The sequence below is a fragment of the Pseudarthrobacter defluvii genome, from assembly GCF_030323865.1.
GTDB lineage: Bacteria > Actinomycetota > Actinomycetes > Actinomycetales > Micrococcaceae > Arthrobacter > Arthrobacter sedimenti.
This window is the reverse complement of the sequence record NZ_CP066362.1, coordinates 3027949-3052695: the sequence shown is the minus strand read 5'-3', so window position 1 is coordinate 3052695 and position 24747 is coordinate 3027949. Positions and strand designations below refer to the sequence as shown.

Here is a 24747-nt window from a genome sequence, read left to right as displayed (position 1 = left end):
CGCGGCGCCTTCGCCATCCGAAAGAAGGAGAAAGTCATGATCAGATCAAGATCCAGCCTGGCGCGGCACCGCGCCAAGCTATTGACCATTGGGGCGGCGGTGTGGGCCATAGCGGCCGCACTCCTGTCCCCTGCGGCCGCCAATGCCGCGGTGGACAATCCCGCCCCAACTCCGCTCGTGTCCTTCACCTTCGACGACGGCATGCAGAATGCCCTGACGCAGGCGGCCCCCACACTCAAGAAGTATGGACTCACCGGGACCAGCTACATCATTACCAACTGCGTGGGCATGACCACGGTGCCGAACAACTGCCGCGCCAACACGGACGTTCCGTACATGACGTGGGACCAGATCACCCAGCTGCAGAACACTTACGGCTGGGAGATCGGCTCGCACACCGTGGACCACCAGTGCCTTGTGAGCGTGGGCAATGACTGCCAGGCAACCAAACTGACGGCTGCCCAGGTGGATGCCGAACTGGCCAACAGCCGGGCAGCGCTGGCGGCGCATGGCTTTACCGCCACAGCCCTCGCCACGCCATACGGCGACTACGACATGTCGACACTTGCCCAGATCGCCAAGTACTACAGCTCCATGCGTGGCTTCGCCGACGTGGGCAACAACATCTGGCCGCTGGGCGACCTCCTGCTCCACAACACCCCCGTGCAGGAGGTGACCACCCCGGTGGCCACCCTGAAGGCCAAGGTGGACGAGGCGATCGCGAACAAGACCTGGGCGATCTTCACGTTCCATGACATCAGGCCTTCGCCGAGCAAGACCCCGGACGACTACCAGTACGGGACGGCGGAGCTGGACCAGCTGGCTGCTTATGTGCAAACCAAGGTGGCGGCCGGCCAGATCAGGAACGTCAATGTCAGCAAGGGCCTGGTGAACGGCAGCCCCAACCTGCTCCCGAACCCGACGTTCAATAACGGCATTGCCGACGGGTGGCGGACCGACGCCCCGGCAGCGGTCACCGCTGACTCCGGGAACCATGGCAGCTACCCCGACCCAGCCAAATCCGTGAAGCTGGTGTCCGGTTCCGCCGCAGGCCACCTGTTCTCGCCGAAGGTTCCGGTCTCGGCAGCCAACAGCTACCTGTACAAGGCCTACCTCAACGTCGCCTCAATCTCCTCCGGCGAAGTTGGCTTCTACGTGGACGAATACAATGCGGCCGGGCAGTGGATTTCCGGGCAGTTCCGCAAGCGGGAAAACAGCCGCTGGGTGGAGTCGATGAACTTCACCTACACTCCCAGCTCCACCTCTGTGGCGTCTGCCAGCCTGCAGGTCTACGTGACCGGCACAGGCATCACCGCCTACCTGGACAACATGCAGATGATGGCCCTTGGGGCGGCAGCCCCTCCCACGCAGTCCCCGAACCTGGTGGCCAACGGCACGTTTGACGCCGGCATCGGCTCGGGCTGGAGGACGGACTCGGCGTCCACCATACTGGCTGACGGAGGGAACCACGGGAGCCCGGCCAACCCGGTGAACTCGGTCAAGATGGCGGCCACCACGGCCAACAGGCACCTGTTCTCCCCGCAGGTGGCGGTGGCCGGCGGCAGCTACAGGATTGCCAGCTACCTCAACATCACGGCGCGGATCAGCGGCGAGATGGGCTTCTACATTGACGAATACAACTCCGCCGGGCAGTGGATCTCCGGGCAGTGGAAACTCGGTGTCTCGGCCGGCGGCGTGACCAATGTGGACCTGACGTACTCGCCGAGCAGCACCGCGGTGGCCAAGGCGAGTCTGCAGGTCATCGTCCAGGGCAATTCAGGGCTGCAGGCGTATTTCGACGACGTCCGCTGGACCAAGTCGTAGCCGCACCAAGTCCTGGTTACAGGGAAGAAGACGAAGGATGGCCGGACGCCTGCACGCAGTGACGGTGGTGCTGGCGTCCGCCCTCCTCGTCATCCTCGCTTCCTGCTCCCCGCCCAAACCGGACGTGACGCTGGACCTGCTGCATGTGGACTGGCAGGACGTTCCGGGCGTCCGGGCCGGCAGCAGCGGCCTGCAGGTGACGCCCACTGCCAGGCGGATCGTGGAGCAAAGCGGGCAAGGGGGCCAGCCGAACCCTCCGCTCAACCTGGCCGGCACCCACCTTGTGGTGGGCGGGGATTTTTCGCTGAGCGCCACGTTCGCGGATGTCACCGCGGACGCATCCTGGGCCATATACAACCAGCCGCCAGTCATTGCGGATGAGTTCCGCGTGGAGCCGGCCGGCGTGCGGCTTACGCTCCAGGGCAACGGGTTGAGGATCGCAGTCTTTGACGGGGCGCAGAAGAAGGACGTGACCCAGCCGGTGCCCGTCCATGACGAGCACGTAACGGTGAAAGACGCGGCCGCTCCGCTCACGGTTCGCCGGTCCGGCGACACACTGGCCGTCGCCAGCGGCAGTGACACGCTCTCCTCGCTGCCCCTGGGCAAGGTCTTCTCATCAGGGCAACTGTGGCTGGGGTTCTCCAGCGACTCCGGGGACTTTGACATCACCTCGTTGAAGGCCGTGGCCCCGGGAAGTACCGGACTGCGCACGTCGGGGGCCGCGGCGGCAGACGCACAGCGGTCGGCCGACGGGCTCCAGGCCCTGGCCGCCAAGATCCGTCCCGACTTCCTGGTCGGCGCAGCCGTGGCCCTTGGACCCCTCACAGGCGACGAGGACTACGCGCGGGAGTTCGTGGGAAACTTCGGGGCGCTCACCCCGGAAAACGCCATGAAGCCGCAGTTCCTCTCCCCGCAGCAGGGCGTCTACACCTTCGAAGAGGCCGATGCCATCCTGGCCATTGCCCAAAGCAAGGGCATGGCGGTGCACGGCCACACCATCGCCTTCACGGAGGCCATGCCCCCCTGGATGCAGGAGCTGCCCACCGGCTCCGAGGCGGAACGACAGGCCACCGGCGCCGCACTGCTGGACTACGCCAGCACCGTGGTGGCGCACTTCAAGGGCAGGCTGGCTTCCCTGGACGTGGTGAACGAGCCGTTCGACGTCAGTCAGGGGACCAGCATGCAGCAGAACATCTGGTACCGCGCCTTCGGGCCCGGGTATCCCGCGGTGGTCTCCAAGGCTGTGTACGCCGCCGACCCGCAGGTCAAGCAGTACATCAACGAGAACGGCGCCGACGTGCCGGGCCGGCGCCAAGACGCCCTGCTCAAGCTCATCCTCGACACCAATGCGAAGGGCGGCCACATCTATGGTGCAGGCCTGCAGGCGCACGTCTACGACCTCAAGACCGACGCCATCTCCGCCGATGACCTCAGCCGAACGCTCAAAACCTTTGGGGACGCCGGGCTGCACGTTCGCATTTCCGAAAACGACGTCACGGACGATCAGGGGACGGACGCCCAGGCGAAGCAGTACGCCACGGTCCTGGCCACCTGCCTGCGCTCGCGCACCTGCGTCTCCTACACCACCTGGGGCGTTGACGACCGTTACGACTGGTGGATTGACGACGACGGGAGCCTCCGCCAGGGCCACGACCACCTGTTCAACGACGGGAAGCCTACGCCCGCGTACGACGCCGCGAAGCGCGCCTTGGGCGGCTGATCAGGCGGCCTTGCGGAGCGCCCTCCGGGCCAGCGAGTTCCTTCGTGCCGCCCGAAGCATGTCCAGGGTCAGCAGCACCAGGGCAAGCCACACCACCCCGAACCCGATCCAGCGCTCAATGGTCATCGCTTCACGGAACACGAACAGGGCCACCAGGAACTGCAGGACGGGGGCGAAGTACTGGAGCAGCCCGATGGTTGTCATGGGCAGCCGGCGTGCGGAGGCGCCGAAGAAGAGCAGCGGCACGGCCGTGATCACGCCGGAGGCCAGCAGCAACCAGAAGTGTCCCGCACCCTGGGATGTCAGGGTCGAACCGCCGCCGGCTGCCAGGACCACCATGGCCACCGCGGCCAGCGGGGCGAGCACCATGGTCTCCACGCTGAGGCTGGTGATGGCATCCACTTTTGAGCCCACCCGGTTCTTCACGAAGCCGTACAGGCCAAAGCTGAACGCCAGCGTCAGGGCGATCCAGGGCAGCTTCCCGTAGGAGTAGGTGAGGACACCCACCGCCACGAAGCCGACAACCACCGCCGCCCACTGCAGCGGCCGCAGCTTTTCCTTCAGGACCAGCACGCCCAGCAGGACCGAGACCAGCGGGTTGATGAAGTAGCCCAGGGACGTTTCCACGGCCTGCCCCGTGGTTACGCCGTACGTGTAGGTCAGCCAGTTGATGGCGATCAGGAACGCTGCCAGCGCCAGGGAGCCGAAAACCCGCCGGTCCTTCAAGGCCGCGGCAAGCACCCGCCACGTCCTGGTGACGGTGATCAGGAGTGCGCAGAACAGCAGCGACCAGACCACGCGGTTGGCGACAATTTCGACGGCGCCCGCCGGCATGAGGATGAAGAAGTACAGGGGGAGCAACCCCCACAAAACGTAGGCGCCGATGCCGAACAGCATTCCCGCCGTCGTGTCCTTGCCAACAGGCCCGGGGCCTGCCGGTGCACCTGCGGTGGATTTCGCCACCGGGGGAGCGGCGGCTGGGGTGGCGACGGGCGTGGCTGGAGAGGTTCCTTCTGGCGTGGGCACGCTCTCAATAACAGCATCCAGACGGCAGGTATTCCAGCAGGCAGGCGGCAATCCGGAAAATAGTCAGTAGGCTTGCTTTCATGACACGTGCGCCTCTGCCGAAGCCCGCCCCATGAGGCTCCGGCGCAGCAATGCCTCGGGCCGCGGCTACCGCAGGGTGGCCGCCGGCAAGGGCTTCAGTTACCGGGACCTGGACGGCTCCACGCTTCCGCCCGGTCCCATCCGCGACCGGCTGGAAAGCATCGGCATCCCGCCGGCATGGACCGACGTCTGGATTGCACCGTTCGAGAACGGCCACATCCAGGCCACCGGCGTGGACGGGGTGGGCCGCCGCCAGTACATCTACCATCCGGAGTGGCGCGAGCGTAAGGACCGGGTGAAGTTCGACCGCTCCCTCCAGTTGGCCGAATCCCTGCCCGCAGCCCGGCGGCGGGTCACCATGGACCTGCGCAGCGACGGCTTTACTCGGGACCGCGTCCTGGCAGCAGCCTTCCGGATGCTGGACAGCGGATCGCTCCGGGTGGGTTCCGAGCGGTACACCAATGAGAACGGCAGCAGAGGTTTGGCCACGCTCCTGTGCGCCCACGTCCAGGTGCGCAAGGACCGGATCCTGCTGCGTTTCCCGGCCAAAAGCGGCAAGGACTGGGAGTCCGAAATGCGCGACCCCGATCTCGCTGTCCTGCTGCGCCTGCTGAAGCGCCGCGGCTCCAACGCCAGGCTCCTGGCCTACAAGGAGGGCAGGACCTGGCGCCCGGTCACCAGCGCGGACATTAACGCCTACGTGAAGGAGCGCACCGGGGACGATTTCACGGCCAAGGACTTCAGGACGCTGCGCGGGACGGTGGCGGCCGCCGAAAGTTTGGCCCGCACCGGCCCGCAGCGCACCGCCGCCAAACGCAAGCGAGCCATCAGCCGGGCCATGTACGACGCCGCGCAGACGCTCGGCAACACCCCTTCCATCGCCCGGAAGAGCTATGTGGATCCGCGGGTGGTGGACCACTACCACGACGGCGAAACCATCGACCCGAAACGGCCGGACTCTGCGGAAGCCGAACTGCGCGCGCTGCTGTACCGCGAAGGCAAGGTTGTGCCCCTGGCCGCCAACTAGAATGGGGGACTGTGCGCTGCACCATGCCGCGCACCCTCATGGATCATGAGCAGGACCAGTCAGAAGGGCTCCCGGTGTCCAACCACAGCGAAACCCCAGCCAACCGTCCCCTCCGCGTTGCCATCGTCGGCGCGGGACCGGCAGGAGTCTATGCTGCGGACATCCTCACCAAGTCCAGCGGCGTGAAGGACGGGGACTTCCAGGTCAGCATCGACCTTTTCGAGGCCTACCCTGCGCCCTACGGCCTGATCAGGTATGGCGTGGCCCCTGACCACCCGCGCATCAAGGGCATCGTCAACGCCCTGCACAAGGTTTTGGACCGCGGGGACATCCGCTTCCTGGGCAACGTGACCTACGGCCGGGACCTCACGCTGCACGATTTCCGCGCCTTCTATGACGCCGTCATCTTTTCTACGGGTGCCGTCAAGGACGCGGACCTGGACATTCCGGGCATCAACCTGCAGGGCTCCTTTGGCGGCGCCGACTTCGTCTCCTGGTATGACGGCCATCCGGACGTCCCCCGTGAGTGGCCCCTTGAAGCCAGGGAAATCGCCGTCATCGGCAACGGCAACGTGGCCCTGGACGTGGCCCGCATGCTGGTCAAGCACCCCGAGGAACTACTTACCACCGAGATCCCGGACAACGTTTACGGCGGCCTCAAGTCCTCACCCGTCACCGACGTGCACGTCTTCGGCCGCCGCGGGCCGGCCCAGGTCAAGTTCACGCCGCTGGAGCTGCGCGAGCTCAGCCACATGGACGACGTGGACATCGTCCTGTACCCCGAGGACTTCGAATTCGACGATGCCTCGGACGAGGCCATCCGCACCAACAACCAGGTTAAGACCATGGTGAACACCCTCACCAACTGGCTGGTGGAGGAGCACGCGGAATCCGAAAACCCCTCCTCCCGCAGGCTGCACCTGCACTTCCTGCACAGCCCCGTTGAAGTGCTCGACGACGGCACAGGCAAGGTGGGCGGCATCAAGTTTGAGCGCATGCAGCTGGACGGGACAGGCAACGCCAAGGGGACGGGGGAGTATGTCGAGTACCCGGTCCAGGCCGTCTACCGGGCCATTGGCTACCACGGCTCGGCCCTGGACGAACTGGAATACGACGCCAAGCGCGGCGTCATCCCCAATGAGGGCGGCCGCGTTTTGGACGCCGAGGGCAACCCGGTCCCCGGTGTCTACACCACGGGTTGGATCAAGCGCGGTCCCGTCGGGTTGATCGGGCACACCAAGGGTGACGCGTTGGAGACCATCGGCTTCCTGCTGGAGGACCGGCTGAACCTGCCGGCGGCCAGCAACCCGGATCCGCAGGCCATCATCGATCTCCTTGAGGAACGCGGCATCGAATACACCACCTGGGAAGGGTGGAACAAGCTCGATGCGCACGAGGCAGCCCTGGGCGCGGCCTGGACCGGCCCTGGTGAACTGGACCACGTGGTGCGCGAACGCGTCAAGGTGGTGCCGCGCGAGGACATGATCCGCATCTCGCGCAGCTGACCCTATCCCGGGACTTTGGGCCCTGTCCCGCGGGCCGTATTCGAGTTAATCTGATTAACATGAATACGGCGGCGGCCAGGAGCCGGGCCTACGATTCGCCCAAGCGGACTTCCGCCGCCGCCCAAACGGGGCGCCGCATCCTGCAGGCTACCGAGGACCTCTTCATGGAGGGCCCGCTCGCCGACGTCACGCTGAGCGCCGTTGCAGCGCGGGCCGGGGTGACGGTCCAGACCGTCATCCGCAGGTTCGGAGACCGGGCAAGCCTCATCGGGGCCTGCAGCGCGGCCGCCATGGACCGCGTGGGCAGCGAGCGCAACGCTGCTCCTCCCGGCGACGTGCCGGCCGCCGTCGACAATCTCCTGGAGCACTACGAAACCACTGGCGCCCTGGCCCTGAAGATGCTTGCCGAGGAGGAAACCTCCTCCGTCCTCGCCGAGATCACCGAAGGCGGGCGGCAGCTCCACCGGGAGTGGTGCGAACGCGTCTTCGCGCCCTTCCTGACGGATGACTTCCTGCCGGACGGGGTGGAGCGGAAGCGCCGCTTTGCCCAGTTCGTCGCCCTCTGCGACGTCTACACCTGGAAACTGCTGCGTCTCGATGCCGGGCTCAGCCGCGACCAGGTGGCCCACTGCTTGCTCGAAATGCTGGAACCCTTCGTCCGGAGGCCCTGATGTCCACCATCCTTGCCTACACCTCTCCCGCCATCGGCCACCTTTTCCCGATGGTCCCGCTGCTCCAGGAGCTGAAGGCCCGCGGCCATGATGTCCACGTCCGTACCCTGCGCCGGCAGGTCCCGCTGCTCCTGGAGGCGGGGTTCCATGCCGGACCGGTAGATGACCGGATACTCGCGGTCGAGGCCACTGACTACCGCGCCAACAACGCGAAGGCGGCCTTGGCTTCCAGCGTGGAGACCTTCACGGCCCGTGCCAGGTTCGACGCCCCGGACCTGCAGCAGGCCATTGCTGACGTTCGCCCCGACCTGCTGCTCATCGACATCAACGCCTGGGGAGCCCGCATTCAGGCCGAATTTTCGGGGCTGCCGTGGGCCACCTTCAGCCCTTACACCCCGCCGCTGCCGTCAAGGGGTACCCCGCCGTTCGGGCCGGGACTGGCTCCCATGCCCGGCCCGCTGGGGAGGGCCCGTGATGCACTGGCCCGCCGCCTGGTGATTGGCGCCGTGGAAAAGCTGATGCTGCCGCACATCAACTCGCTGCGGGCGGAGCTGTCCGCCGGCCAACTTCCACCCGTCAGCGGTGCGGACGAGATGTTCCGCACCGCGCCGCTGATGCTCGTGGCCACGTCGCAGCCGTTCGAGTACCCGCATCCGGACTGGGGCCCGGATGTGCGGATGATCGGCGCACTCGCATGGGAGCCGCCGGCCGAACCTCCCGCCTGGCTCGTCGAGGCCACCCACCCCGTGGTCCTGGTGACCACGTCCTCCGAGTACCAGGCGGACGAAGCCATTGTCCGGACCGCCATGGCCGGACTTGCCGGGGAGCCCTTCACCGTCGTCGCTGCCCTCCCTGCAGCCCAGGCGGGCTCGGCGGGCGCCGCCAAAGCCGCCGGCACGGACCAGTTCGGGCCGCCGCCTGCCAATGCGCGGCTGGAGCATTTCGTCCCGCACGGGCCTGTGCTCGAGCGGGCGGCGGTCGCCATCACCCACGGCGGCATGGGGGCCACGCAGAAGGCGCTGGCACAAGGAGTGCCCGTGGTGGTGGTTCCGTTCGGCCGCGACCAGCACGAGGTGGCAGCCCGGGTGGCAGCAGCCGACGCCGGGGTGCGGCTGAGCCGGAAAAACCTCACCCCGGAGCGGCTCCGGGCAGCCGTCCACCGGGCCCTGGGCAAGGCGCCGGGTGCGCGGCGGGTGGCCGCCGGCTACGCCGCTGCCGGGGGAGCGGCGGCAGGGGCGGATGCACTGGAGGAACTGATCCGGGTGCGCCGGTGACACGGGGGTGCTGTCCGGCTATGCTGGCTGGGCCACCCTCCAGCCCTGCCTCGCCGGACAAGACTCCGGAACGGGAGTTCGATGACGAACCTGCTCCACCCAGAACCGCGCCAGCGTGCCGCGCTGGCCGGCCACGAGCGCCTGGGATCGGACCCGGGCGCGCCGGCCCCCGAGATCCCCGGGCTGCGCAACCTCATCAGGGAGTCCTGGCAGCGCTCGGCGGGCTTCAAGGCCAACCCTGACAATGCGGCGGCTCCGCTGGCCCTCGACTGGGACGAGCTGGAGGACTACCGCCGCCAGCACCCACTGGCAGCGATCATGCCGGTCATCAACAAACTGCTGGTCCAGCCCAGCCATGACAGCGGGCTCCTGGTTGCGGTGGGCGACGAGGTGGGCCGGCTGCTGTGGGTGGATGGCGACCCCACCCTGCAGCGCCGCGCCGAAGGCATGATGTTCGTTCCCGGCGCCGACTGGTCCGAGGCCAGCGTCGGCACCAGCGCGCCCGGCACCGCCCTTGCCCTGGGCCGGGGGATCCAGATCGCCGGAGCGGAGCACTACCAGCGCGCCGTTCATCCCTGGAGCTGCACCGCCGTCCCCTTCCATGACCCCGACTCCGGCGCCATGCTCGGCGTCGTGGACATCACCGGCACGGACACCGCGGTGGCGCCGCACACGCTGTCGCTGGTGGAGGCAACGGTGGCCGCCGCCCAGGCGCAGCTGCGGGTGGAGCGCCTGCAGCATGCCGCGGAACTGGCCAGGAAGCCCGTACGACGGCGGCCCACGGCCTCCGGAGGCGTCCGAGGCTTGGGTGCCAAGGAAGGCAGCCCGGCCAGGGAAGGCAGCCTCTACCGGAACAGCCTGCAACTGCTCGGCCGCGACCAGGCGCTGCTCAGCCTGGGGGGACGGACGGTCTCCCTGTCCGCCCGGCACAGCGAGATCCTTGCGCTGCTCAGCACGCACCCGGACGGGCTCAGCGCCGAGGAGCTCGGCTCGCTGCTGTACCCGGGGGAGGGTTCCACCATTACGCTCCGGGCCGAGATGGTCCGCCTCCGCAAGGTCATCCAGGAGTTGAGCGCGGACGCCGTTCCCGGCTCACGCCCCTACAGGCTCCCGCTGGACCTGGTGCCGGACACCGGCCAGGTGCTCAGCTGCCTGCAGCGCGGTGCGCACCGGATTGCCCTGGAGATATACCGCGGCGAGGTGCTTCCGCGCTCCGAGGCGCCCGGCATCGTGGACCTGAGGAACAGGGTTTCGTCCCTGCTCCGGGAAGCTGTCCTCACGGATGGCAGCGCCGAGTCCCTGCTCAAGTACGCTGCGCTGCCTGAGGCGAGGGACGACGTCGGCATCCGCCGTGCCGCGCTCCGCCTCCTGCCGCCGCGCTCACCCAAGCGGGCCGCCGTCGTGGCCGACCTGGAACGGCTGGAAGCCGAACTCCGCGCCTGAAAGCCGGCTCACCGGCACCTGTTGTGACCTGCGTCGCATCGTTGCAACCTTGCTGCAACCTCCCTGCTCCTACGCTGGCTTCATCGGCGAGCGCCCTTATGGGCCAGCCTTCTGCACAGCAAAGGAGCTAAGCACATGACCGTTTACGCACAGCCGGGAACCGACGGTTCGAAGGTCACCTTCAAGGACCGGTACGAGAACTGGATTGGGGGCGAATGGGTGGCCCCCGTGAAGGGCCAGTACTTCGAGAACATCACCCCGGTGACCGGCAAGGCGTTCTGCGAGGTGGCCCGCGGCACCGCCGAGGACATCGAACTGGCCCTGGACGCGGCACACAAGGCCGCACCTTCGTGGGGCAAGACGTCCGTGGCAGAACGGGCCGCCATCCTGAATAAGATCGCCGACCGCATCGACGAGAACCTCGAGATGCTCGCCGTCGCCGAAACCTGGGACAACGGCAAGCCGGTCCGGGAAACCCTCAACGCCGACCTGCCCCTGGCCTCGGACCACTTCCGCTACTTCGCCTCCGCGGTCCGGGCGCAGGAGGGCAGCCTCTCCCAGCTCGATGACAACACCACTGCGTACCACTTCCACGAGCCGCTCGGCGTGGTGGGCCAGATCATCCCCTGGAACTTCCCCATCCTGATGGCGGTCTGGAAGCTGGCGCCCGCGCTCGCTGCCGGCAACACCGTGGTGCTCAAGCCGGCCGAGCAGACGCCGTCGTCCATCCTGGTGCTGATGGAGCTCATCGCGGACCTGCTGCCCGCCGGTGTGGTCAACGTGGTCAATGGCTTCGGCGTGGAGGCCGGCAAGCCGCTGGCGTCCAGTTCCCGGATCCGGAAGATCGCGTTCACCGGTGAGACCACCACCGGGCGGCTGATCAGCCAGTACGCCAGCCAGAACCTCATCCCCGTCACCTTGGAACTGGGCGGCAAGAGCCCGAACATCTTCTTCAACGATGTTGCCCAGGAAAACGACGCCTTCTACGACAAGGCACAGGAGGGCTTTGCGCTGTTCGCCTTCAACCAGGGTGAAGTCTGCACGTGCCCGTCACGGGCGCTGGTCCAGGAGGACATTTACGACTCCTTCATGGCCGACGCCGTGGCACGGGTGGAAAAGATGATCCAGGGCAACCCGCTGGACACGGAAACGCAGGTGGGCGCCCAGGCTTCCAACGACCAGCTGGAAAAGATCCTGTCCTACATCGACATCGGAAAGCAGGAAGGCGCCAAGGTGCTAACGGGCGGTGCGCGGGCCGAACTCCCCGGCGACCTCGCCGGTGGTTTCTACGTCCAGCCCACCGTGTTCGAAGGCCACAACCGGATGCGGATCTTCCAGGAGGAAATCTTTGGCCCCGTGGTGGCCGTGACTCGGTTCAGTGACTACAACGACGCCATGGGCATCGCCAACGACACCCTGTACGGACTGGGCGCCGGCGTCTGGTCCCGCAGCGGCAACGTTGCCTACCGGGCGGGCCGCGAAATCCAGGCCGGCCGCGTCTGGATCAACAACTACCACGCCTACCCGGCAGGTGCCGCGTTCGGCGGCTACAAGTCCTCGGGCATCGGGCGTGAGAACCACGCCATGATGCTGGACCACTACCAGCAGACCAAGAACCTGCTGGTCAGCTACGACGAAAACAAGCTGGGCTTCTTCTAGGCCAGCCCGTACCACTACAACGACGCAAGGATTTCGCCAATGACGACGACAATGCAAGCAGCAGTAGTAACCGAATTCGGCACCGACCTGAAGGTCAAGGACATCGCCATTCCCCAGCCGGGGCCCGGACAGGCGCTGGTCAAGGTCCTGACCACCGGCGTCTGCCACACCGACCTCCACGCCGCGGAAGGCGACTGGCCGGTCAAACCATCCCCTCCATTTGTTCCCGGCCATGAGGGCGTGGGCGAAGTGGTGGCCCTCGGCGACGGTGTCACCGACCTCGCCATCGGTGACCTGGTGGGCAACGCCTGGCTGTGGTCAGCCTGCGGCGACTGCCAGTACTGCCGCACCGGGTGGGAAACACTGTGCGAGGCGCAGCAGAACGGCGGCTACAGCGTGGACGGCTCCTTCGGCGAATACATGTTGGTGGACTCGCGGTTCGCGGCCCGGATACCGGCGGGATCCGACCCCGTCGAGGTGGCGCCGGTGCTGTGCGCCGGCGTCACCGTCTACAAGGGCCTGAAGATGACCGAGACCCGGCCGGGGCAGTGGGTCACCATATCGGGCATCGGCGGCCTGGGGCACATAGCCGTGCAGTATGCCGTGGCCATGGGGCTTCGTGTCGCCGCCGTGGACATCGCCGACGACAAACTGGCCCTGGCCAAAGCCCATGGCGCCGAACTCACGGTCAACGCGCTGCACGAGGACCCGGCCGAAGTGATCCAGCGGGAAACGGGAGGCTGCCATGGAGTGCTGGTTACGGCGGTGCACCCGTCGGCGTTCGGACAGGCCATCGGCATGGCCCGGCGCGGCGGAACCATCGTGTTCAACGGGCTGCCCCCGGGGGACTTTCCGGCTCCGATCTTCGATATAGTGCTCAAGGGACTGACCGTCCGCGGTTCCATCGTGGGCACCCGGCAGGATCTTGAAGAAGCCCTGGACTTCTATGCCCGCGGAAAGATCCATCCCACGGTGTCCGTGCGGGAGCTGTCCGAGGTCAACGCGGTTTTCGACGAGATGAAGCACGCCAAGATCGACGGCCGCGTGGTGCTGAGGTTCTGATGCCCGCTGAAGGGTTGGCTGCCGCCGTGACGCTGCCCGGGGAAGACTTTTCCCGGGTGGCGCTCACGCCGGCTGCCGTGGACCTGCTCCGGATGCTGTGGGACAGGCACGGACCGCTCATGTTCCACCAGTCCGGCGGCTGCTGCGACGGGTCGTCGCCCATGTGCTATCCGGCAGGGGACTTCATCACGGGTGACTCGGACGTGCTGCTGGGGCTGTTCGACCTGGCGGACGGGCTGCAGCCCCGGCCACTGGAATTCTGGATGTCCAGGGAGCAGTTCAACTACTGGAGCCACACCCACCTGACCGTCGATGTCGTACCGGGCCGGGGCAGCGGATTTTCCGTTGAAGCGCCTGAGGGTAAACGCTTCCTGATCCGGTCAATGCTGATGGATTGGCCGTCCTAGGAAGTTCGACCAACAACGCCTCGGGGCTCTCCAATCGGAGGGCCCCGAGGTCGTTCACAGAAGAATGTTCGGCCGTAAGGGCGTCTCACTATTCGGGACAATTGGGACCGTCCAGTGGATGGACCGTATCGTTGATAGGTCTGTTTCCCTCACAAACCAGGATTGTGACCCCCAAATGAACCTTCTGCGGACAAAATCCATCGAGCAGTCGATCGCCGACGCCGATGAGCCCGGACGCAAGCTTAAGCGTTCCCTCAGCACCTGGGACCTCATGATCATGGGCGTCGCCGTTGCTGTCGGCGCCGGCATCTTCTCGGTCGGTGCCAAGGCGGCGGCCAACTTTGCCGGTCCCGCCGTGACGCTCTCCTTCGCCATTGCCGCCGTCACCTGCGCGCTGGCCATCATGTGCTACGCCGAGTTCGCCACCGCCATCCCCGTGGCGGGGTCGGCCTACGTCTTCACCTACGCCACCATGGGCGAACTCCTTGCCTGGATCATCGGCTGGAACCTGATCCTTGAACTCTTCACGGCAGCGGCCGTGATCGCCAAATACTGGGGCATCTACCTCAGCAAGGTGTTTGCCCTGACGGGCCTGGACATCCCGCCAGCCATCTCGCTGGGCGGCGTGGACCTCTACTGGGGCGCGTTCCTGATCGTGGCCATCTTCACCGTGCTGCTGGTGCTGGGCACCAAGCTCTCCGCACGGGTGGGCAACATTTTCACGCTGATCAAGATCGCCGTGGTCCTGTTCGTGATCGTGGTGGGCTTCACCTACGTGAAGTTCGAAAACTACACCCCGTTCGTTCCCGCGGCCGAGCCGACCGCGGGCACCGGCGCCGCTGACGTCCTGAAGCAGTCGTTCTTCGGCTTCCTGACCGGCGCTGCCCCGGCCCAGTACGGCACCATGGGCATCTTTGCCGGTGCCGCCCTGGTGTTCTTCGCCTTTATCGGCTTCGACGTGGTGGCCACCTCCGCCGAGGAAGTGAAGAACCCGCAGAAGACCCTGCCCCGCGGCATCTTCGGCGGCCTGGCCCTGGTGACGCTGCTCTACATCCTGGTCTCCTTGGCCCTGACCGGCATGGTGTCCTACACGCAGCTGGCCCAGGCCAAGAGCCCCACCCTCACCACCGCCTTCGAAGCCGTGGGCGACACGTCCGCCGCCAAGGTCATTGCCTTTGGTTCCCTGGTGGGCCTGACCACCGTGATCATGGTGCTCCTCATGGGCCTGTCCCGCGTGGTGCTGGCCATGAGCCGTGACGGCCTGCTGCCGCGCGCGCTGTCCAAGACCAGCGACAAACGTTCCACTCCGGTCCGACTCCAGATCATCTGCGGCACCGCGGTTGCCCTGGTGGCAGGCCTCACCAACGTGGACCTGCTCGAGGAGATGATCAACATCGGCACGCTGTCCGCGTTCGTGGTGGTCAGCCTGGGCATCCTGGTGCTCCGCAAGAAGCGCCCGGACCTGAAGCCTGCCTTCCGCGTCCCGTTCGGCAAGGTGGTGCCGGTGGTCTCTGCCGTGCTGTGCCTGTACCTGATGACCAACCTGGCCGTGGAGACCTGGATCTTCTTCGCGTTCTGGCTGGTCCTGGGCCTGGCGATCTACTTCGCCTACGGCCAGCGCCACTCGCGGCTCAACGAGCGCTTCGCCGAGGCCAACGCCACGGTCAACGGCACCGCCGGCAAGGCTTCGCACACGGCAGCTGAGCCCGATGACGAGGACGAGCTGAGCCGCACCTGACGGCCCTCCTCCCCAGCTGTTGAACTGCCCGCCCGGCCTCTGCCGGGCGGGCAGTCGCGTTTCCGCCGGCAGATCCGATCCTGTTCACGGTGCCGCGTACCTCCCCACCCACTCGACGAGCGGGCGCAGCTGCCGCCACCTGCCCGCGATCTCCTCCGCGGCAGCCTCCGTGGCCGTCCACTCCGGCTGGCCCAGCTCCACTCCCGTATACAGGGTTTTGTGCTTAAGGAGCTCAGCCCGCGGATGGTCCCGGTCGAAGCCGCGGGGGACTGTCTTGAGCTTCTCGCCTTCGATGCGGAAGCCGGCCGCCGCAATCGCATCCACGATCTCCTGCAGGGCAGTGCCGCTCCCCGAGGCGTCTGCTGCCGCCCGGAACCTGGCCAGCTGCGCAGGCGTATGGGAACGGTACCCGCCTCCCACCAGCAGCCCGTCGGCGCTGACCTGGAGGTAGTAGCCCACCCCTTCCTGCCGGGTGGCAAAGACACCCTGGGCGGTCTTATAGGGAGACTTGTCCTGCGAAAAGCGGACGTCCCGGTAGGGGCGGAACAGCCTGGCCGGACCAAACTCCGGCTCCAGCCCAGCCAGAAGTGCCCCCAGCGGCTCCTTGACTGCGGCGTCATACACGTCCTTGTGGCCAAGCCACCACTCGCGGTTGTTGTTCTCTTCCAGCTCCGCATAAAACCGGAAGGCTTCCGGGGGAATGCCTGCAAATGTGTCCATGAACGGAGCCTAGGAGGGCCCACGGGGAGCACGCCAGGGGACCAGGACCGTATGTGCAAAAAGACCACCCCTCCACGAAAAGCCCGTGGAGGGGTGGTCTTTCAGTTCAGCCTGCAGGAAGCCTGGCTAGCCGATCTTGTTGGCGGACTCTGCATCGGAGGCCGGAGCCGACGGGGCAGCGTCGGCGCCGAGGTTGGCGCGCAGCTTGGCGCCGAGTTCGGCATCCACATTGGTCCAGTACTGGATGGCGCGTTCCTTGATGCCGGAGCGCTTCACGCCGCCCACGGCGCCGGTGATGGTCTCCAGGAAGCGGGCCTTTTCACCTTCGTTGTAGACCTCGCGGTACAGCGCGCCGGCCTGGACGAAGTCGCCGTCCTCGGCGTGGAGGGAGTGCGCGGCGAGCGTCAGCTCGCCGTCGTTCTCCCAGCCGCCTGCCGCGTTCTGCGGCTCAACCGCAGCCGGGCCGCCGAAGGTGTTGGGGGCGTAGACCGGAACGGACGGCGCGTTGAACAGGAAGCGTCCCTGGCCGTCCTGGCTGTAGTTGTTGACCTGGTTCTTGGGCTGGTTCACCGGGATCTGGGCGTGGTTGGTGCCCACGCGGTAGCGGTGCGCATCCGCGTAGGAGAAGATGCGGGCCTGCAGCATCTTGTCCGGGGAAGCGGCGATGCCCGGGACGAAGTTCGACGGCGCGAAGGTGGCCTGCTCGATCTGCGCGAAGTAGTTCTCCGGGTTCTTGTTCAGCTCCATGGTGCCCACCTTGATCAGCGGGTAGTCCGCGTGCGGCCAGACCTTGGTCAGGTCGAACGGGTTGAAGCGGTAGGTCTTGGCATCCTCGTACGGCATGACCTGCACGTGCAGGTCCCAGGACGGGAAGTTGCCGGCCTCGATGTTCTCGGACAGGTCGCGGATGTAGAAGTCCGCGTCGGAGCCGGCAAGCTGTTCGGCCTGCTCGGAGCTCATGGAGTTCACGCCCTGATTGGACTTGAAGTGGTACTTGACCCAGAAACGCTCACCCTCGGCGTTGATCCACTGGTAGGTGTGCGAGCCGTAGCCCTGCATTTCACGCCAGGAGGCGGGCAGGCCGCGGTCGCCCATCAGCCAGGTGACCTGGTGGGCGGACTCGGGGGACAGGGTCCAGAAGTCCCACTGCATGTCGGCGTCACGCAGGTGCGTGCCCGGGAGGCGCTTCTGCGAGTGGATGAAGTCCGGGAACTTGATGCCGTCGCGGATGAAGAAGACGGGGGTGTTGTTGCCCACCAGGTCGTAGTTGCCCTCGCTGGTGTAGAACTTCACCGCAAAACCGCGCGGGTCGCGCCAGGTGTCCGGGGAGCCGTTCTCGCCGGCCACGGAGGAGAAGCGGATCAGCATCTCGGTCTCGAGGCCCGGCTGCAGGAATGCGGCCTTGGTGTACTTGGAAACATCCTCGGTGGTCTTGAACGTGCCGAATGCACCGCCGCCCTTGGCGTGCACTACGCGCTCCGGAACCCGCTCACGGTTGAACTGGGCGAGCTTCTCCACCAGGTAGTGGTCAGTCAGGATGATGGCACCATCGGCACCAACTGACTTCGAGTGTGCGTCGGATGTAACCGGCGCACCTGACTGGGTTGTGGAAACGGCAGTCATTGTTCTCCTATTTCTCTTTTTCTTGCGAGGGACTGTGGGGAGGAAGTTGCTGGGCCTGCTGGCATTCCTGGCAGATGCCCTGGTACATGACATCGGCGATCTGGATGGTCATGGGCTTGGCGTCCGGATTCCAGTGCGGTGTGAGGCAGGGGGCGTGGCCGACGGCGCAGTCCACGTCTTCCACGCGGCCGCAGCTGATGCAGATGGCGTGGTGGTGGTTGTCGCCTACGCGCGTTTCATACAGGGCGGGGGAGTGCGGCGGCTCGAAGCGGCGCAGCATGTGCAGGTCCGTCAGGTCGCCGAGGACGACGTACACGGACTGGGCCGTCAGTTCGGGAAGCTCGGCGCGGGCTGCGGCAAGGATGCTTTCGGCAGGGGAATGCGGGTGGCGTTCGACGGCGGCGAGGACAGCGAGCCGCTGCTTGGTCACCCTGCGGCCGTGGGCGCGCAGGGCTGCAGCCCATGCTTCCTGGCCGTCAAAGTGCTCCGTCATGGCTCCATTGAAACACTTATTTTGAGCAACTCACAATAAGGCTTGGCTAACCTCTCCACGTGTCCCGCTAGTGTTACGGAGTGGGGAAATTACTTGCCGATGTCACGCCGCTCAAGGAAAGCCCCGCATTCCGCCGGCTCTGGCTCGGATCCGCCGTGTCCGCCGTCGGCAGCCAGCTGACTTTGGTGGCGGTGAGCCTGGAGGTGTACCGGCTAACCTCGGACAGCTTCTACGTGGGCCTGCTGGGCATCTTCGCATTGGTTCCGCTGGTGATAAGCGGCCTGATGGGCGGGTCCATCGCCGACGCCCATGACCGCCGCCGCATCGCCCTGTTCGCTTCCGCGGTGCTGTGGCTGACCACCGGCCTGATCGCGCTGCAGGCCTGGCTGCACCTGGGCAACGTCTGGCTGCTGTACCTGCTTGTGGCACTGCAGAGCGGGGCGCAGGCCATCAACCAGCCGGCCCGCAGCGCCATCATCCCCATGCTGATCCGGAAGGAACTCCTGCCGGCAGCCAACGCGCTCAGCATGCTGTCCATGGGCCTGGCCATGACCGCAGGGCCCCTGCTGGCCGGCGTGCTCGTGGCCTGGCTCGGGTTCGGCTGGACCTACACCATCGACTTCGTCAGCTTTGCCTTCGTTCTCTGGGCTGTGTACCGGCTTCCGCCGATGCCTCCTGCCGGAACCCGCAGCAAAGTGGGGATTCGTTCCGTGATCGAGGGTTTCCGGTTCCTGGGTACCCGTCCCAACCTCCGCATGACCTTCATCATCGACCTGGTGGCCATGGTCCTTGCCCAGCCGCGGGCGCTGCTCCCGGCCGTCGCGGCGCTGATGATCGGCGGCGGCGAGGCAACCGTGGGCATCCTGCTGGCGTGCACCGCCGTCGGGGCTTTCCTGGCTGGCCTGTTCTCCGGACCGCTGGGCAGCGTCCGCCGCCAGGGGACCGCCGTCGTCGTATCCGTCATGGGCTGGGGTGCATCCATCGGGGCGTTCGGCCTGGTGGTGCTGCTCGCCGGCCCGGCACCGGATGGCGCGGTGACCGTGTGGCTGCTGCCCGCCGCCGTGTGCTGCGCCCTCGCCGGCATCGCGGACTCCATCAGCAGCGTCTTCCGGAACACCATCCTCCAGGCCGCAGCCCCCGACCACCTGCGCGGACGGCTGCAGGGCGTGTTCATCGTGGTGGTGGCCGGCGGTCCGCGGATCGGGGACCTACTGGCGGGCGGCGCGACTAAGATTTTGAGTGAGGGCTGGGTCCTGCTGTTCGGCGGTGTGCTGTGCATCGCGGGGGCGTGGCTGGCGGCGAAACTGCAGCCGGGCTTCGGGAAGTACGATGCGCGGAACCCGGTGCCCTAGCAAGCCGTTCCCTTAGTAAGGAGGAAACGTGCACAACCATCACAACGGCCTGAAGACCGCGGCACTGTTCGGCGTGCTGTGGGCCGTGCTGCTCGGCCTTGGCGGCCTGATCGGCGTCGGTACCCGCAGCTCGGCGCCCATTTGGATCATGGCGCTGATCGGCGTCGGGACCACGTTCTACGGCTACTGGAACAGCGACAAGATCGCCATCAGGTCCATGCAGGCCTTCCCGGTGACCGAAGCCCAGGCCCCGCAGCTCTACCAGATCGTCCGCGAGCTCTCCATGCGCGCCAACCAGTCCATGCCGCGCATCTACGTATCGCCCACGATGAACCCCAACGCCTTCGCCACCGGCCGCAACCCGCGGAATGCCGCCGTCTGCTGCACGGAGGGCATCCTTCAGCTGCTGGACCCGCGAGAACTCCGCGGCGTCCTGGGACACGAGCTCATGCACGTCTACAACCGCGACATCCTCACCTCGTCTGTGGCGGCCGCCGTTGCCGGCGTGATCACCTCGGTGGGCCAGATGCTGCTGTTCTTCGGCGGCGGCGACCGGCGCAACGCCAACCCGCTGGCCATGATCGCCATGGCTTTGCTGGCACCCTTCGCGGCGTCGCTCATCCAGATGGCCATCTCCCGCACCAGGGAGTACGACGCCGATGAGGACGGTTCGCAGCTCACCGGCGATCCGCTGGCACTCGCCTCAGCCCTGGGCAAGATCGAGCGCGGCGTCAGCCTTGCGCCGCTGCCGCAGGACCAGCGGCTGGTGAACGCCTCGCACCTGATGATCGCCAACCCGTTCCGCGGCGGGGCGATGAACAAGCTCTTCGCCACGCACCCGCCCATGCGGGACCGGATCGTCCGGCTGGAGCGGATGGCTGGCCGGCAGCTGTAGCCGGGACCCCGCCGTCGGACGCGTCCCCTGCCGCCTGCGACGCGCCCCTGTTCTGCCGACGCGCGAATTCGCCTGTGACGCGCAAAAAGGCCGGCGTACCCCAAATCCCGGGTGCGCCGGCCTTTTTGCGCAGCGAGGATCCTCTCGCGCGTCGAAAAAGACGCCGGAGGGCTAGCTGCGGAAGTTCACGAACTGCAGGTCGGCTTCCTCGAAGTCCTTCAGCAAGGCCATGGTAGCCTGCAGATCGTCACGGGACTTGGACGAGACACGGAGTTCGTCGCCCTGGATCTGGGACTTGACGGACTTGGGGCCTTCGTCGCGGATCAGCTTGTTGATCTTCTTGGCCAGGTCCTGGGCAATGCCCTCCTTGATGGAGGCCTCCAGGCGGTACTCCTTGCCGGAGGCGTAGGGCTCGCCCTCGTCCAGGGACTTCAGCGAGATGCCGCGCTTGATCAGCTTGGACTGGAAGACGTCCAGGACGGCCTTGACGCGTTCCTCCGAGTTGGCCTTCATGAGGATTTTTTCGCCGCTGAAGTCGATCTCGGCGCCAACGCCCTTGAAGTCATAGCGCTGTGCGATTTCCTTCTGGGACTGGTTGAGCGCGTTGGCCACTTCCTGCTTGTCCACTTTGCTTACGACGTCGAACGTTGACTCGCCTGCCATGACTCTCCTTTTGCTGATGGGAGCCCTGCGCGAAGGACAGGGCCTGGATTCCTGCGTTCCAGCCTAATACGGATGCCCCGCCCGGTGGGATGCGCATTTCACAGTTCCCTCTCAGCGGAAGCACCGGCGGAACGAAGGAGGGGTGGCCAGAGTTGGACCAGATGTACAGCAGTTGAAGGGAACACCACGATGCACCGCAAAACCGCCCGTTACGTCACCCGCACCACCACCGCAGCAGCCGGGGCGGTGGCAACAGCCGCAACGTCAGTGGCCGCGGCAGCGGTGGCGGCCTCCATTGTCCTCAGCCCGGCGGCAGACGCCTCATCCCGGATGGACGGCGTGCGCGCAGACCTCCAGCGCGCAGTCCAGTTGAACCAGATCACCGAAGAACAGGCGCTCAGCTTCGAGGCCAAGCTGGCGGGGCGCATCCTTGGCCAGGCCTAAGTTCGGGTTTTTGGCGTATTTTCGGGGCTTTTGAGGTGCCGTAGGGCCCGATTCGATTCTTCGCCCGAAGTTCTGTAAAGTTGTCTTGCCCGCGGTTACTGAAGCGGAACGGACCGGAAACGGCCCTTCCGAACACTGCATCGGCGGGTACTTCTTTTGAAGTTCGGCAGATTACCCGAGCGGCCAAAGGGGGCTGACTGTAAATCAGCTGGCAACGCCTACGGGGGTTCGAATCCCTCATCTGCCACCCAAGGAAAACCTCCGGAACCATCAGGTTCCGGAGGTTTTTTCGTGCTTCGGCACGACCCTCGGGTTGCACCCCGGTCCGGACGACGCACCCGCGGGTGCGGGGGTGCATCGTCCGGGCGCCGGTGCACACCCGTCGGGCCCCGGGAGGTGATACCGCGCCGTCGACACGATGTTGGGGCGGGCGTAATCTGGCAGCATCGGCGCATGTGCTCCGATGCCCTGCGTCGATATCCAATATCGGTGAAGGAGGATTCAATGAGTGCCGTACGCGAATTCATGACTACTGATGCGCGATGTGTCGGGGAAAATGAGTCCCTTCTTGAGGCTGCCCGGATGATGCGGGACCTCGATTGCGGAGCTCTTCCCATCTGCGGTGACGACGGCAAGTTGAAGGGCATGATCACCGATCGTGACATTGTGCTCAAGTGCGTCGCCGCCGGCCGGGACCCGGGCCAAATGATGGCCCGTGACCTCGCCTCCGGCAAGCCGTACTGCGTTGATGCCGACGCCAACGTTGATGCCGCCATCGACATGATGGAGCAGCACCAGGTCCGCAGGCTCCCGGTGATCTCGGACCACAAGCTGGTGGGCATCATCAGCCAGGGCGACATTGCGCGCAACTACTCCGAACAGCGCGTGGGCGAACTGGTGGAACACATCTCAGAACGCCACGGCATCTAGCGCAGGCAATCATGGCCTTGTCCGCGGATCCAGCCCCTGAAGGCCAGGACCCGCGGACAAGCTTAGGAAGACCTGCCGTGGGACAGGTTCAGTTCAGCGCGATCAGGAGCATCGTGCTGGTCCCCGGGATGCAGGTCTGCAGGATGGCCCGGGGGAAGCCGCCGAACACCGCGATGACGTCATTGGTGGTTCCCGGGTTGGGAACCGTGCCGCGACCCGTCACCGTGTAGGTGCCGTAGCCCGGAATGCTCACCGTCTCGCCCACCCCGATCCCGGAGAACCGGGCCCACCCGCCGCAGAAGTCGTGCTCGGTGATGAACAGCGAGTAGCCGTCGTTCGGGGTGTAGTGGATGGGCCCGATGCAGGCGTCCACCATCGATTGGCCGCCGGAGCCCGCAACGTAGATGGTGCGGACGGCAGGCGCTGCCGGCACGGCCGCGGGTGCGGGAGCAGGAGCGGGTGCGGCGGCTGGTGCCGGTGCCGCGGCAGGCTCAGGTGCGGCAGCTGGTGCCGGTGCAGGGGCGGCTACCGCTACCGGCGGCCCGGTCAGCAGCAGCGTTTCGCCCGGGTAGATGATGCTGTAGGCGCTCAGTCCGTTGGCTGCCAGCATCACATTCATGTCCACGCCATGGCCCGCGGCGATCGCGCCCACGGTGTCGCCGGGTACCACGGTGTAGAGGTTGGGATCACCGGCAGGTTCGGGGGCTGGTGCGGGCGCGGGCTCAGCAGGGGGCACGGGTTCGGCCGCCGGCACAGGTTCCGTGGGAGGGGCAGGCTGCGCCTCCGCAGCCGGGGCGGCTGCCTGGGCCGCCACCGCGGCAACGGCGCCTTGGTCCCCCTGCCCGGACGCGGCGCCGGAAGACGCTTCGGCGGGCGTGCCGGGCGACGGCGGTGAGGCGGCTTCCGCGACCTGGGCGGCCGCCGTCGTACTTCCATTGAGGGAGGCGGGCGGTGCCGCCAGGGCGCCGACGCCCACGGCCGCTACCACTGCCGCCGTGGCCATGCCGGCCCACAGCTTGTTGCTGATGACCGGATGGCCGGTGCTGAGGTCCGTGCGGGGTTCGTCGGTGGCGAAGCTTCGGCTGGTGCCGTCGGGGGAGGTGAGGGAAGGCTTGTTCATGGGTTGCCCATCAGGTGCGGTCCCGTCCGGGCATGCGGTGCAGGCCAGGACTGGACGGAGCGAGATGTCATTGCACCGCCGGCCCCGGCGAACGACGGGGCGGTTGGCGGTACAGGTTGGAGGCATCCGCACACCCAGAAAATGCAGAGCTCCGCATGAAGGCAAAACTCCCGGAAGCCACCCGGGGGACCTGCCAGTGCGTGTTGGTCCTAGGAATCCCGAGTCTAGGAATCACGCCAAGGGGCAGGCACCAGTAGGAATTACCCGACTTTTCCGGCCCGGTACTCGCCCGCGCGGGACCCGCTACTCAACCCCCGAAGGTCCGATACTTGCCGCTACAGCGGGCGGTGTTCCCGCAGTTCAGCGATTTCCCGCCGCAGCAGGGCGATCTCCGCCACCAGCTCCGCCACCTCAACCCGGACCGGTTCCTCCACCGCCTCAGCCACAGATTCAGCGGTGTCCTCCACGCGTTGGACCAGCCAGGACGCGATGGAGGCCGTGACCACACCTAGCACCGCGATTCCGCTCATCATCAGCGCCGTCGCCACCAAGCGGCCGATCGGTGTGATCGGATACATGTCCCCGTAACCCACCGTGGTGATGGTGGCGGTGGCCCACCAGAGGGCGTCGCCGAACGTGGTGATCTTGGCATCAGGCGCCCACTGCTCCACATCCAGGACCGCCAGCGCCCCCACAAAGACCAGCAGCGCCGCGGACGCCGCGACATAGGTGACCACCCGGCCGCGCAGTGTTTCGCCCACGGTCCGGTGCAGCACGGACAACAGCGTCACCAGGCGCAGCAGGCGCAGGGGCCGGAAGAACGGCAGCGCCACGATCACCAGCTCGTGCAGGTTCCGGACGAACCATTGCCGGCGGTTCTCTGCCAGCCACAGGTTCGCCGCATAATCCAGGACGAAGATGCACCAGGTCACCCACATGATGGCCTCAAGCCAGTCGGCGCCGGTGCCCTCAATCCGGCCGATCACCTGCCACGCATAGGCGGCCAGGAACACCAGCGCCGTAGCCATCAGGGGCCACTCCGCCAGGGCCCGGTAGCGTTGCTGCGTCAT

At 66.5% G+C, this 24747-nt stretch carries 22 protein-coding genes and 1 tRNA gene; 16 read left to right on the top strand and 7 right to left on the bottom strand.

Going from position 1 to position 24747, the window contains the following annotated elements; all coding sequences use genetic code 11:
• The first annotated feature begins 36 nt into the window (after nucleotides 1-36).
• Together JCQ34_RS14135 and JCQ34_RS14130 are read left to right on the top strand one after the other, a co-directional pair.
• Entirely contained in the window at nucleotides 37-1824 is a 1788-nt protein-coding gene (locus tag JCQ34_RS14135; protein WP_286398392.1) for a polysaccharide deacetylase family protein, read from the top strand.
• A 37-nt stretch (nucleotides 1825-1861) separates the two neighbouring features.
• Nucleotides 1862-3544 (top strand): endo-1,4-beta-xylanase, encoded by a 1683-nt coding sequence (locus JCQ34_RS14130; protein WP_286398391.1) that lies wholly within the window; start codon nucleotides 1862-1864, stop codon nucleotides 3542-3544.
• Here the strand turns inward: JCQ34_RS14130 and rarD are convergent, their stop codons facing one another.
• Complete coding sequence (rarD, locus tag JCQ34_RS14125; RefSeq protein WP_286404526.1) at nucleotides 3545-4579, bottom strand: EamA family transporter RarD; 1035 nt, start codon at nucleotides 4577-4579, stop codon at nucleotides 3545-3547.
• A gap of 103 nt (nucleotides 4580-4682) precedes the next feature.
• Between rarD and JCQ34_RS14120 the strand changes: the two genes are divergently transcribed.
• The 9 genes from JCQ34_RS14120 (at nucleotide 4683) to JCQ34_RS14080 (ending at nucleotide 15437) form a co-directional block, all read left to right on the top strand.
• Nucleotides 4683-5678: a DNA topoisomerase IB gene (locus JCQ34_RS14120; protein WP_286398389.1), complete on the top strand. Its 996-nt coding sequence runs from the start codon at nucleotides 4683-4685 to the stop codon at nucleotides 5676-5678.
• A gap of 38 nt (nucleotides 5679-5716) precedes the next feature.
• Nucleotides 5717-7183, top strand: coding sequence for an FAD-dependent oxidoreductase (locus JCQ34_RS14115; protein ID WP_434738951.1), 1467 nt, complete (start codon nucleotides 5717-5719; stop codon nucleotides 7181-7183).
• Nucleotides 7184-7242: 59 nt separating this feature from the next.
• Nucleotides 7243-7854 (top strand): TetR/AcrR family transcriptional regulator, encoded by a 612-nt coding sequence (locus JCQ34_RS14110; RefSeq protein ID WP_286398387.1) that lies wholly within the window; start codon nucleotides 7243-7245, stop codon nucleotides 7852-7854.
• Complete coding sequence (locus JCQ34_RS14105) at nucleotides 7854-9128, top strand: glycosyltransferase (protein WP_286398385.1); 1275 nt, start codon at nucleotides 7854-7856, stop codon at nucleotides 9126-9128. The genes JCQ34_RS14110 and JCQ34_RS14105 overlap by 1 nt, the downstream gene beginning before the upstream one ends.
• 81 nt (nucleotides 9129-9209) lie before the next feature.
• Complete coding sequence (locus JCQ34_RS14100) at nucleotides 9210-10571, top strand: helix-turn-helix domain-containing protein (RefSeq protein WP_286398383.1); 1362 nt, start codon at nucleotides 9210-9212, stop codon at nucleotides 10569-10571.
• 135 nt (nucleotides 10572-10706) lie between these two features.
• Nucleotides 10707-12230 carry an acetaldehyde dehydrogenase ExaC gene (exaC, locus tag JCQ34_RS14095; RefSeq protein ID WP_286398381.1) on the top strand — a complete coding sequence of 508 codons (1524 nt, stop codon included), beginning with the start codon at nucleotides 10707-10709 and terminating at the stop codon, nucleotides 12228-12230.
• Nucleotides 12231-12269: 39 nt separating this feature from the next.
• The gene (gene adhP, locus JCQ34_RS14090; protein ID WP_286398379.1) at nucleotides 12270-13292 is read left to right on the top strand and encodes an alcohol dehydrogenase AdhP; all 1023 of its coding nucleotides are present in this window, start codon (nucleotides 12270-12272) and stop codon (nucleotides 13290-13292) included.
• Complete coding sequence (locus tag JCQ34_RS14085) at nucleotides 13292-13699, top strand: DUF779 domain-containing protein (RefSeq protein WP_286398377.1); 408 nt, start codon at nucleotides 13292-13294, stop codon at nucleotides 13697-13699. Before adhP ends, JCQ34_RS14085 begins: the two co-directional genes overlap by 1 nt.
• A gap of 175 nt (nucleotides 13700-13874) precedes the next feature.
• A complete protein-coding gene (locus JCQ34_RS14080) occupies nucleotides 13875-15437 on the top strand; it encodes an APC family permease (RefSeq protein WP_286398375.1) in 1563 nt (520 codons plus the stop codon).
• 84 nt (nucleotides 15438-15521) lie between these two features.
• Here the strand turns inward: JCQ34_RS14080 and JCQ34_RS14075 are convergent, their stop codons facing one another.
• The 3 genes from JCQ34_RS14075 to JCQ34_RS14065 form a co-directional block, all read right to left on the bottom strand.
• Nucleotides 15522-16157 carry a DUF2461 domain-containing protein gene (locus JCQ34_RS14075; RefSeq protein ID WP_286398374.1) on the bottom strand — a complete coding sequence of 212 codons (636 nt, stop codon included), beginning with the start codon at nucleotides 16155-16157 and terminating at the stop codon, nucleotides 15522-15524.
• 126 nt (nucleotides 16158-16283) lie between these two features.
• Nucleotides 16284-17780, bottom strand: a complete 1497-nt coding sequence (locus JCQ34_RS14070; protein ID WP_286398372.1) for a catalase — start codon at nucleotides 17778-17780, stop codon at nucleotides 16284-16286.
• 7 nt (nucleotides 17781-17787) lie between these two features.
• Entirely contained in the window at nucleotides 17788-18273 is a 486-nt protein-coding gene (locus tag JCQ34_RS14065; RefSeq protein ID WP_142133005.1) for a Fur family transcriptional regulator, read from the bottom strand.
• An 80-nt stretch (nucleotides 18274-18353) separates the two neighbouring features.
• On the opposite strand from JCQ34_RS14065, the gene JCQ34_RS14060 reads away from it, so the two are divergent.
• Nucleotides 18354-19625: an MFS transporter gene (locus tag JCQ34_RS14060; RefSeq protein ID WP_286398370.1), complete on the top strand. Its 1272-nt coding sequence runs from the start codon at nucleotides 18354-18356 to the stop codon at nucleotides 19623-19625.
• Between the two features lie 28 nt (nucleotides 19626-19653).
• A complete protein-coding gene (gene htpX / locus JCQ34_RS14055) occupies nucleotides 19654-20520 on the top strand; it encodes a zinc metalloprotease HtpX (RefSeq protein WP_286398368.1) in 867 nt (288 codons plus the stop codon).
• A 171-nt stretch (nucleotides 20521-20691) separates the two neighbouring features.
• Here htpX and JCQ34_RS14050 read toward each other — a convergent pair whose 3' ends face one another.
• On the bottom strand, nucleotides 20692-21183 hold the full coding sequence (locus tag JCQ34_RS14050; RefSeq protein ID WP_141159686.1) for a YajQ family cyclic di-GMP-binding protein: 492 nt from the start codon (nucleotides 21181-21183) through the stop codon (nucleotides 20692-20694).
• A 189-nt stretch (nucleotides 21184-21372) separates the two neighbouring features.
• On the opposite strand from JCQ34_RS14050, the gene JCQ34_RS14045 reads away from it, so the two are divergent.
• The 3 genes from JCQ34_RS14045 to JCQ34_RS14035 all read left to right on the top strand — a co-directional run bounded on the left by JCQ34_RS14045 (nucleotide 21373) and on the right by JCQ34_RS14035 (nucleotide 22557).
• On the top strand, nucleotides 21373-21627 hold the full coding sequence (locus JCQ34_RS14045) for a hypothetical protein (RefSeq protein ID WP_286398351.1): 255 nt from the start codon (nucleotides 21373-21375) through the stop codon (nucleotides 21625-21627).
• 165 nt (nucleotides 21628-21792) lie between these two features.
• Nucleotides 21793-21874, top strand: a tRNA-Tyr gene (locus JCQ34_RS14040).
• A gap of 257 nt (nucleotides 21875-22131) precedes the next feature.
• Nucleotides 22132-22557 (top strand): CBS domain-containing protein, encoded by a 426-nt coding sequence (locus tag JCQ34_RS14035; protein ID WP_142133012.1) that lies wholly within the window; start codon nucleotides 22132-22134, stop codon nucleotides 22555-22557.
• Nucleotides 22558-22645: 88 nt separating this feature from the next.
• On the opposite strand, the gene JCQ34_RS14030 is transcribed toward JCQ34_RS14035, so the two are convergent.
• A complete protein-coding gene (locus JCQ34_RS14030; RefSeq protein ID WP_286398349.1) occupies nucleotides 22646-23677 on the bottom strand; it encodes a LysM peptidoglycan-binding domain-containing protein in 1032 nt (343 codons plus the stop codon).
• Between the two features lie 335 nt (nucleotides 23678-24012).
• On the bottom strand, nucleotides 24013-24747 hold the full coding sequence (locus tag JCQ34_RS14025; protein WP_286398347.1) for a potassium channel family protein: 735 nt from the start codon (nucleotides 24745-24747) through the stop codon (nucleotides 24013-24015).